Annotated in this window: 2 protein-coding genes and 5 pseudogenes; 2 read left to right on the top strand and 5 right to left on the bottom strand. The window is 65.8% G+C overall.

Going from position 1 to position 6,761, the window contains the following annotated elements:
• Nucleotides 1-165 precede the first annotated feature (165 nt).
• From NF20_RS18280 to NF20_RS18255, 5 pseudogenes are all read right to left on the bottom strand, one after another.
• Nucleotides 166-387 (bottom strand): annotated as a pseudogene (locus tag NF20_RS18280) (transposase); the annotation flags it as partial.
• 43 nt (nt 388-430) lie between these two features.
• Nucleotides 431-2,373: pseudogene (locus NF20_RS18270) on the bottom strand (tyrosine-type recombinase/integrase).
• Nucleotides 2,370-2,785 (bottom strand): annotated as a pseudogene (locus NF20_RS26570) (tyrosine-type recombinase/integrase); the annotation flags it as partial. The pseudogenes NF20_RS26570 and NF20_RS18270, both read right to left, overlap by 4 nt.
• Nucleotides 2,782-3,673, bottom strand: a pseudogene (locus NF20_RS28740) (tyrosine-type recombinase/integrase); the annotation flags it as partial. The pseudogenes NF20_RS26570 and NF20_RS28740, both read right to left, overlap by 4 nt.
• A 116-nt stretch (nt 3,674-3,789) precedes the next feature.
• Nucleotides 3,790-4,803: pseudogene (locus NF20_RS18255) on the bottom strand (IS256 family transposase); the annotation flags it as partial.
• Between the two features lie 641 nt (nt 4,804-5,444).
• On the opposite strand from NF20_RS18255, the gene NF20_RS27325 reads away from it, so the two are divergent.
• Both NF20_RS27325 and NF20_RS18250 read left to right on the top strand, forming a co-directional pair.
• On the top strand, nt 5,445-5,630 hold the full coding sequence (locus tag NF20_RS27325) for a hypothetical protein (protein ID WP_132160383.1): 186 nt from the start codon (nt 5,445-5,447) through the stop codon (nt 5,628-5,630).
• 273 nt (nt 5,631-5,903) lie between these two features.
• Nucleotides 5,904-6,761, top strand: an 858-nt coding sequence (locus NF20_RS18250; protein WP_155947470.1) for an IS1634 family transposase, incomplete at its 3' end; no start/stop codon positions are given.

Genomic DNA, 6,761 nt, shown 5'->3' with positions numbered 1-6,761 from the left:
TCGATTCCAAGCGCTCAACGAAACGTACGTGTGGGGTCGGACAGCGCGCATCAGACAGTTGTGGTTTGTACCCATTTGGGCTGCAACGTTTTCGCGATTGTCGGTCACGTCCCGTGGAGTGGTGTAAGAGCGGTCGCGTGTCCGCGTGTGGCTCTGTGGTAGCCACTATGCCGTGAGAGCGGCTGTGGGGGCAATGGTTTCGGCACTTTGGTCACTGACGTCGAGCAGAGCGAGGCTGGTCTCGGAGAGGTAGCGCTTGTCGGCGACCTGCCATTCGTCGTGGGCCTCAACGAGTACCGAGCCGGCCAGCCGTAACAGCGCGGCGGGGTTGGGGAACACGCCGACGACGTCGGTGCGGCGTTTGATTTCCTTGTTCAATCGCTCCATTATCCGGCCCTCGGGGGCGGGTCAACCCGTCGGGGTGGGATGTTCATCGATCGAGGCGCTGGAGGTGGTCGGTAAGGGCGTGGGCGACGCGGTCGTGGCGGGCGGCTTCGTCGGTCCAGCCGCGGCACTCGGCGTCGGTTCTGAGGGCCTGGACGTCGGCGAGTTGGTCGGTGAGCGTGTCGCGGAATTCGGGGGCGGTGACGTAGTTGTCGCAGGTTTCGCAGATGTTGGCATAAGGGCACGCGCCCGCGGATTCGTGGCGAGCGCAGTATCCGTGTGCAACGCGGGTTTTCAGCATTTCACTGTGCAGCCAGCCGACCTTGTCGGGCAGGATCGGTTTGCCGACCGGGGTGAGGGTGAACTGGCGGCGCATCTTGCCATCGCTTCGTCGTAGGCCGCGCGCAGGGTGGGCGAGGCCAGGGTGGCGTAGCGGATCGTCATTTGTGGAGTGACGTGCCCGAGTAAGGACATCAAGGCCTGCAGACTCATCCCGGCGTTGGCGAGTTCGGTGGCCCAGGTGTGGCGCAACTGATGTGGAGTGACCATCAGGACGCCGCCGTCGGGACGGTGCAACCCGGCGGATTCAGCGGCGGTGAGCAGCCCGTTGCGCAGCCGGGTGTAGCCCAGGCGGCGTCCGTGCCGGGTGAACAGAAAGTCGGTGAGCACGCCGGTGCGTGGGTGCGGCAGCGGCCGGTGCGTGCCGCGGAGGGCGACCCACTCGTCGAGCGCGGCGAGGGTCGCGGCGGAGAGCGGGACCATGCGTTCGGTGGCGAGCTTGCCCAGTGGCACCTTCAGCCAGGTTCCGGCCGGTCCGTAGTCGATGATGCTGCCCAGTTCGAGGTCGAGCAGTTCCCCCGCCCGCAGGCCGGCACCACGCAGCACGGTCAGGCCGATGCGGGCGAACGGATCCTGCAGGTGGGCAACGGCGTTCATCACTGCCGCGTCCACATCGGGTGCTAGCGCGCGTGGCAACGGCTGGTCGAGTTTGGGGACGTCGGCGGCGAATACCAACCGCCGTGGTGGGGCCTGCGCCCAGCCCCAGGCGGTGATGTCGTCGAGCAGGTTGCGCAGACTGAGCACTGCCGACTGGGCCACCGCGGCCGAGACGGTGCGCCCGGCGCCCGCGGCGGCGCGCTGACCACGCCAGCCCCGGGTGCGATTCCATTTCAGGTAGCCCTCGATGCAGCTCCGGTCGAGTTCACGCAGGCTGATGACGTCGGGATGGTGAGCGGTGAGGTATTCGGCGAAGGGCAGCAGGTCGTTGATCAGCGACTCGACCGATTTGGGCCGCAGCACCGCCGCGCGCACGCCGATGTAGCGCAGCAACGTCTGACGGATCGGGTCGGGCATCTCCACCTCGGTGAAGCGCTGCTCGAGGCTACGGGCCCACCGCCGGCGTTTCGGCGCGGTGTCGATGACCGCGGTCTCGAACAACAGCTGCCGCAGGCTGGCCAGCCGCCCCCTGTATGCCCGCCGCGACGATGGCGGCACCACGGTACGTGACAGCGCGGCGTCGAAGTCGTCGAGCGCGTCGCCGGTCAGGTCGGCGACCATTCCGCCGTGGTGTGCCAGCACTACCGCCAGACATTCGCCGAGGACCGTCTCGACCCAGGAACTCCTCCAGCCCAACCGAATTCCCGCATTCCGCAACGCGGCGAATCCGCTCGGATCCCGGTCCTCCACTGCGCGGCCCAGCCCGGTCAACTGTTTGACCGCGGCCAGCTCGACGTCCAGCCGTAACCGGCCGGTGCCGATCGTGTGACAGATCAGCGGCCACGCCCCGGTGTCCCGTATCTCGGCGATCCGCTCGGCTGCCGGCAGCGTCATCCAGGCGTGCAGGTCGCGGTGGCGTGCGGTGAAGTCGCGAGCGATCCGAATCCGGTCGCGTACCGCCCGCCCGCTCAAACCCAGGGTGGCGACGTGGTCGAGATAATCCGCCACCACCTCGTCGGCGCCTACGGGTTGGCCGACCAACACCGTGGTCACTGCCGGGCTCCGGCCAACGTCGCACGAGCAGCACCGTATTCGGCGGCGAGCTGCTCGATCGACAAATGCACGTAGCGGGCCGTGGTCTCCGGCGAGACATGCCCCATCAACGCCCGCAACGCCAGCAGATCGATTCCGGCCGCCGACAATTCGGTGCCGTAGGTATGCCGTAAACGGTGCGGGCGGACTCTTGTGGCGCCAGAGGTCTCCCGGTGCCGACGGAACAGGCTGCGCAGCCCGGCCTCGCTGACCGGTGCACCGGTCGTCGGCCGCGCAGCACTACGAAGCACTGCGGCGTCGCCAACCCCGGCGGCCGCTCCCATCGCAGGTAGGCGGCGAGCTCGGTGAAGAACGCCGCATCGACCGGGACATGACGTTCCTTGCCGCCTTGGATCACCCGAAGCCGGCGCCGTAGGTATGCCGTAAACGGTGCGGGCGGACTCTTGTGGCGCCAGAGGTCTCCCGGTGCCGACGGAACAGGCTGCGCAGCCCGGCCTCGCTGACCGGTGCACCGGTCGTCGGGCCGCGCAGCACTACGAAGCACTGCGGCGTCGCCAACCCCGGCGGCCGCTCCCATCGCAGGTAGGCGGCGAGCTCGGTGAAGAACGCCGCATCGACCGGGACATGACGTTCCTTGCCGCCCTTGCCGATCACCCGAAGCCGGCGCCGGCCCATATCGACGTCGGCGAGCAGCAGGCCACGCGCCTCGGCCGAACGCAGCCCTCCGAGTAGCATCACCAGCACCATCGCCCGGTCCCGGTGCGTTGCCAGTGTCGCCAGGAACGCGTCGACATCGTTGGTGGACAACGATTCCGGAAGACGCTGCGGCTGACGCACCAACCTACCCGCCACTGCGTGCACGCCCGGGACCCAGATGACCGAGCAACCCCCGCTGCGACTGGCGCAGCCCCTGTCCCCGCCGCGGCGACGGCACCGGATTGTCGGTGCAGACACCGGTCATCACCAGATACTCGAATAACGCGCGCACTGCCGCGACCCGGCGGTTCACCGTCGAAGCTGCCGGCGGGGTCGACGAGCGGTGACCGCCGGTGGGCTGGTCCGTTCGGCGGACGCCTTGCCAGTCGATCCAGTCGAACACCAACGGCGCATCGACCGCGGCGAGCCCGACCGCTTGCTGGACGAGGAACCGGCTCAAATTGGCGACGTCGAATGCGTAGGCCCGCACCGTGGCCGCGCTGAACCCCCGTCCCGCCAAATGGTTGAGAAACGCGTTCACCGCGTCCTGCCCGTCCCAGTCGCCCTCCAGGACATATCCGCTGTCGCTCTTGAGTACCCGCATCGCCGCTCCGCCTTCCCCCACCGAGATGCAGACAGCATCCATCCGTGCTCAGCGCTTGTGCGTGAACCTCACGCTGCAGCCCGAACCGTGTCCCCGGAGAGCCGGTTAACGGATAGTGGGTTGTTGGACCAGATCTGCCGCCAAATTTGTTTGGGGAAGGCGGTGAAGGCGAGCAGGTCGGCGCGGGCGTCTTCGAGGTGGTCGGCGACCTTGGGGAGCTTGTCGGCCAGTGCGTCGATGATGCGGTCATATTGGGCTGCAACGGAACCGGCGTCAGGTTGATCGAAGACCGAATGCAGTAGTGTGCGTACCCACGGCCACGATGATTTCGGAGTGATGGCCATCAGGTTGGTGGCGTAGTGGGTGCGACACCGTTGCCACGATGCCCCAGGCAGGGTGGCGCCGATCGCGGCCACCAGACCGGCGTGGGCGTCGGAAGTGACCAGACGGACCCCTGATAGGCCGCGGGCGGTCAGCGACCGCAGGAAGGTCAGCCAGCCGGCCCCGTCCTCGGCGGTGGTGACGTCGATGCCCAGGATTTCGCGGTAGCCCTCGGCGTTGACCCCGGTGGCGATCAGCGCGTGCACGTTGACCACCCGGCCTGCTTCGCGAACCTTGAGCACCAGGGCGTCAGCAGCCATGAACGTGTACGGGCCTGCATCCAGTGGCCGGGTCCGGAACGCCTCGACCGCGGCGTCGAGCTCTTTGGCCATCACGCTGACCTGGGACTTCGACAAGCTGGTGATGCCCAGAGTCTCGACGAGTTTGTCCATCCGCCGCGTCGAAACGCCCAGCAGGTAGCAGGTAGCCACCACCGTGGTCAGGGCCCGCTCGGCGCGTTTGCGCCGTTCCAGCAGCCAGTCCGGGAAGTACGAACCTTGCCTTAGCTTGGGAATCGCCAGATCCAATGTGCCTGCGCGGGTGTCAAACTCGCGGTGCCGATACCCGTTGCGGGAATTGGTGCGCTCGCTGCTGCGCTGGCCGTAGCCGGCACCGCACACCGCGTCGGCTTCGGCGCCCATCAGGGCGTGAATGAAGGCGGCCAACAACTCGCGCAGCACATCAGGGTGCGTGGTGGTGAGTCGTTCGGCCAGCACGGCAGACAGGTCGATATCGTGGGCAATGGTCATCGCGTTGATTCCTTTGCTCGAGTGACTTTGGTCGGTCCCTCGAAGAATCACGCGATGACCTTCATTCATCCGGCTACGACACGCCGGTCATCACCGGCTCGTACACCACTCTGCTGGACGCAACTGGGGAGAACTGGCACCGTGACGAATTGACCACCAAGATAGAGTTCAACCTACGCCCATCCGCTTACGATCAGAGATCTTCAGGGTCACCAATGTCCGATAAGGCACCGCGGCACAAGCCTGCAGAACGGATGACAGCGGAACAGCTCCGCCGAGCAGCCGACGCTTGCCGAGACCTCGACGATCCGACGTTGATGGCGAAGGCTTGGGACGAGCCACCGCCGCCCGATATGCAAGCTTCAACAAACACACCGCGTCAATTCGGCCAGCTACAGAATCTCTCAGTTTCCGACACCTTCGATAATCCGCTGCCTGACGTGGAAGTCGCTGCGTGGGAAGCCGATTGTCCCCTTAGGTCCCAGACTCCAACGCGGGCGTCCGCCTTACGAAATGCAACGTCGCAATTGTTACTCAATGGCCGGCGCGCCCTTGAACACCCCGGACTTGTCGTTGGACAGGTGCATTGTGAACGTACCGCGCAGCCAGGGCGTGTTTGGTGTTGTAATAGGAGACTCGTTATGCAGCCGGATCAGCAGATGATAGAAGCACTGGTCAATTTGGCGACGAACGGCGTGCTGGACCGCATCGGCAACCGTGCCAAGCGTGCGCGGAATTGCGGCAGTGGGGACTGCACCCGCACCATCCTGAGCCGGGGAGCCCGTTTGTCGGCGACGACGCCGCTTTTAAGGAGGCGTATCCCTTAGTGCCGGCGGGGGATGCGGCGGTTGTCCGTTATCACTGGATCTGGGGCATTCTCAATGAATCTGGGGCACGACGTCAGTCCCAGGGGTTGACCAGGTCGACGCCCGTTCCGTCGAACCTGACTTTTATCACTGTCGGCGATCCGGCGGTTGTGTAGGGCTGTGACCTGTGTCTTCGGTTGTGGCCTGGTGCGGATTTGTGCACTAGCCGGTGGGCCGTAGGGTGCCTGCGTGGCCTATGTGCGCACGGTGAAGACATCCTCGGGGGCGATGGCTGTGCAGGTCGTGTGGTCCTCGCGGCGCGGGTCACGCCGGATCGAGCATCTGGGTTCGGCGCATGACGAGGCCGGGGTGGCCGCTTTGAAGGCTGCCGCGGCGCAGCGACTGGCCGCCGGCCAAGCGCAACTCGACCTTGGCTTGGCCGAACGTTCGGCGGCCGAGCCGTTGCCGATCACGTCCTCGAAGTCGGCGCTGCTGTGGGAAGCATTGTGCGCTGCTTATGACAAGGTCGGGTTCGCCAACGTCGCCGATGGGGATGAGGCGTTTCGTCAGTTGGTGTTGGCCCGGATCATCGAACCGACCAGCAAGGCCGATTCACTTCGGGTCGTCGAGGAGACTGGGGTCGTCCCGGTGTCGTATCCGACGCTGAACCGCCGTCTGCCGGTGTTCGCCAAACCCGCTTTCCGGCAAGCGCTTTCGACCGCATGCGCTGCCCACGCGCAATTGGGTCCGGCCAGTCTGGTGCTCTATGACGTGTCGACGCTGCACTTCGAGACCGATGCTGGTGATGGGTTCCGGGAGCCCGGATTCTCCAAGGAAAGACGGTTGGACCCGCAGATCACCCTGGGGTTGTTGACCGATGCTGGCGGGTTCCCGTTGACGGTGGCGGCCTTTGAGGGCAATAAGGCAGAGACCGCGACCATGCTGCCGGTGATCAACGCGTTCAAGGCCGCTCACCAACTCACCGACGTCACGGTCGTCGCTGATGCCGGGATGATCTCGGAAGCCAACCAGGTCGCCCTGCACGCGGCAGGGCTGTCCTACATTCTCGGCGCGAGGATTCCGTTTTTACCTGATGTGGTGCGCGAGTGGCGCGACAAGCACTCCGATGAGGCGATCCCCGACGGCCTGGTG

Source organism: Mycobacterium sp. MAC_080597_8934, assembly GCF_000523975.1.
Taxonomy (GTDB): domain Bacteria; phylum Actinomycetota; class Actinomycetes; order Mycobacteriales; family Mycobacteriaceae; genus Mycobacterium; species Mycobacterium avium.
Note: the sequence above shows the minus strand (reverse complement) of the source record. Positions and strands in the feature narration are given on the sequence as shown.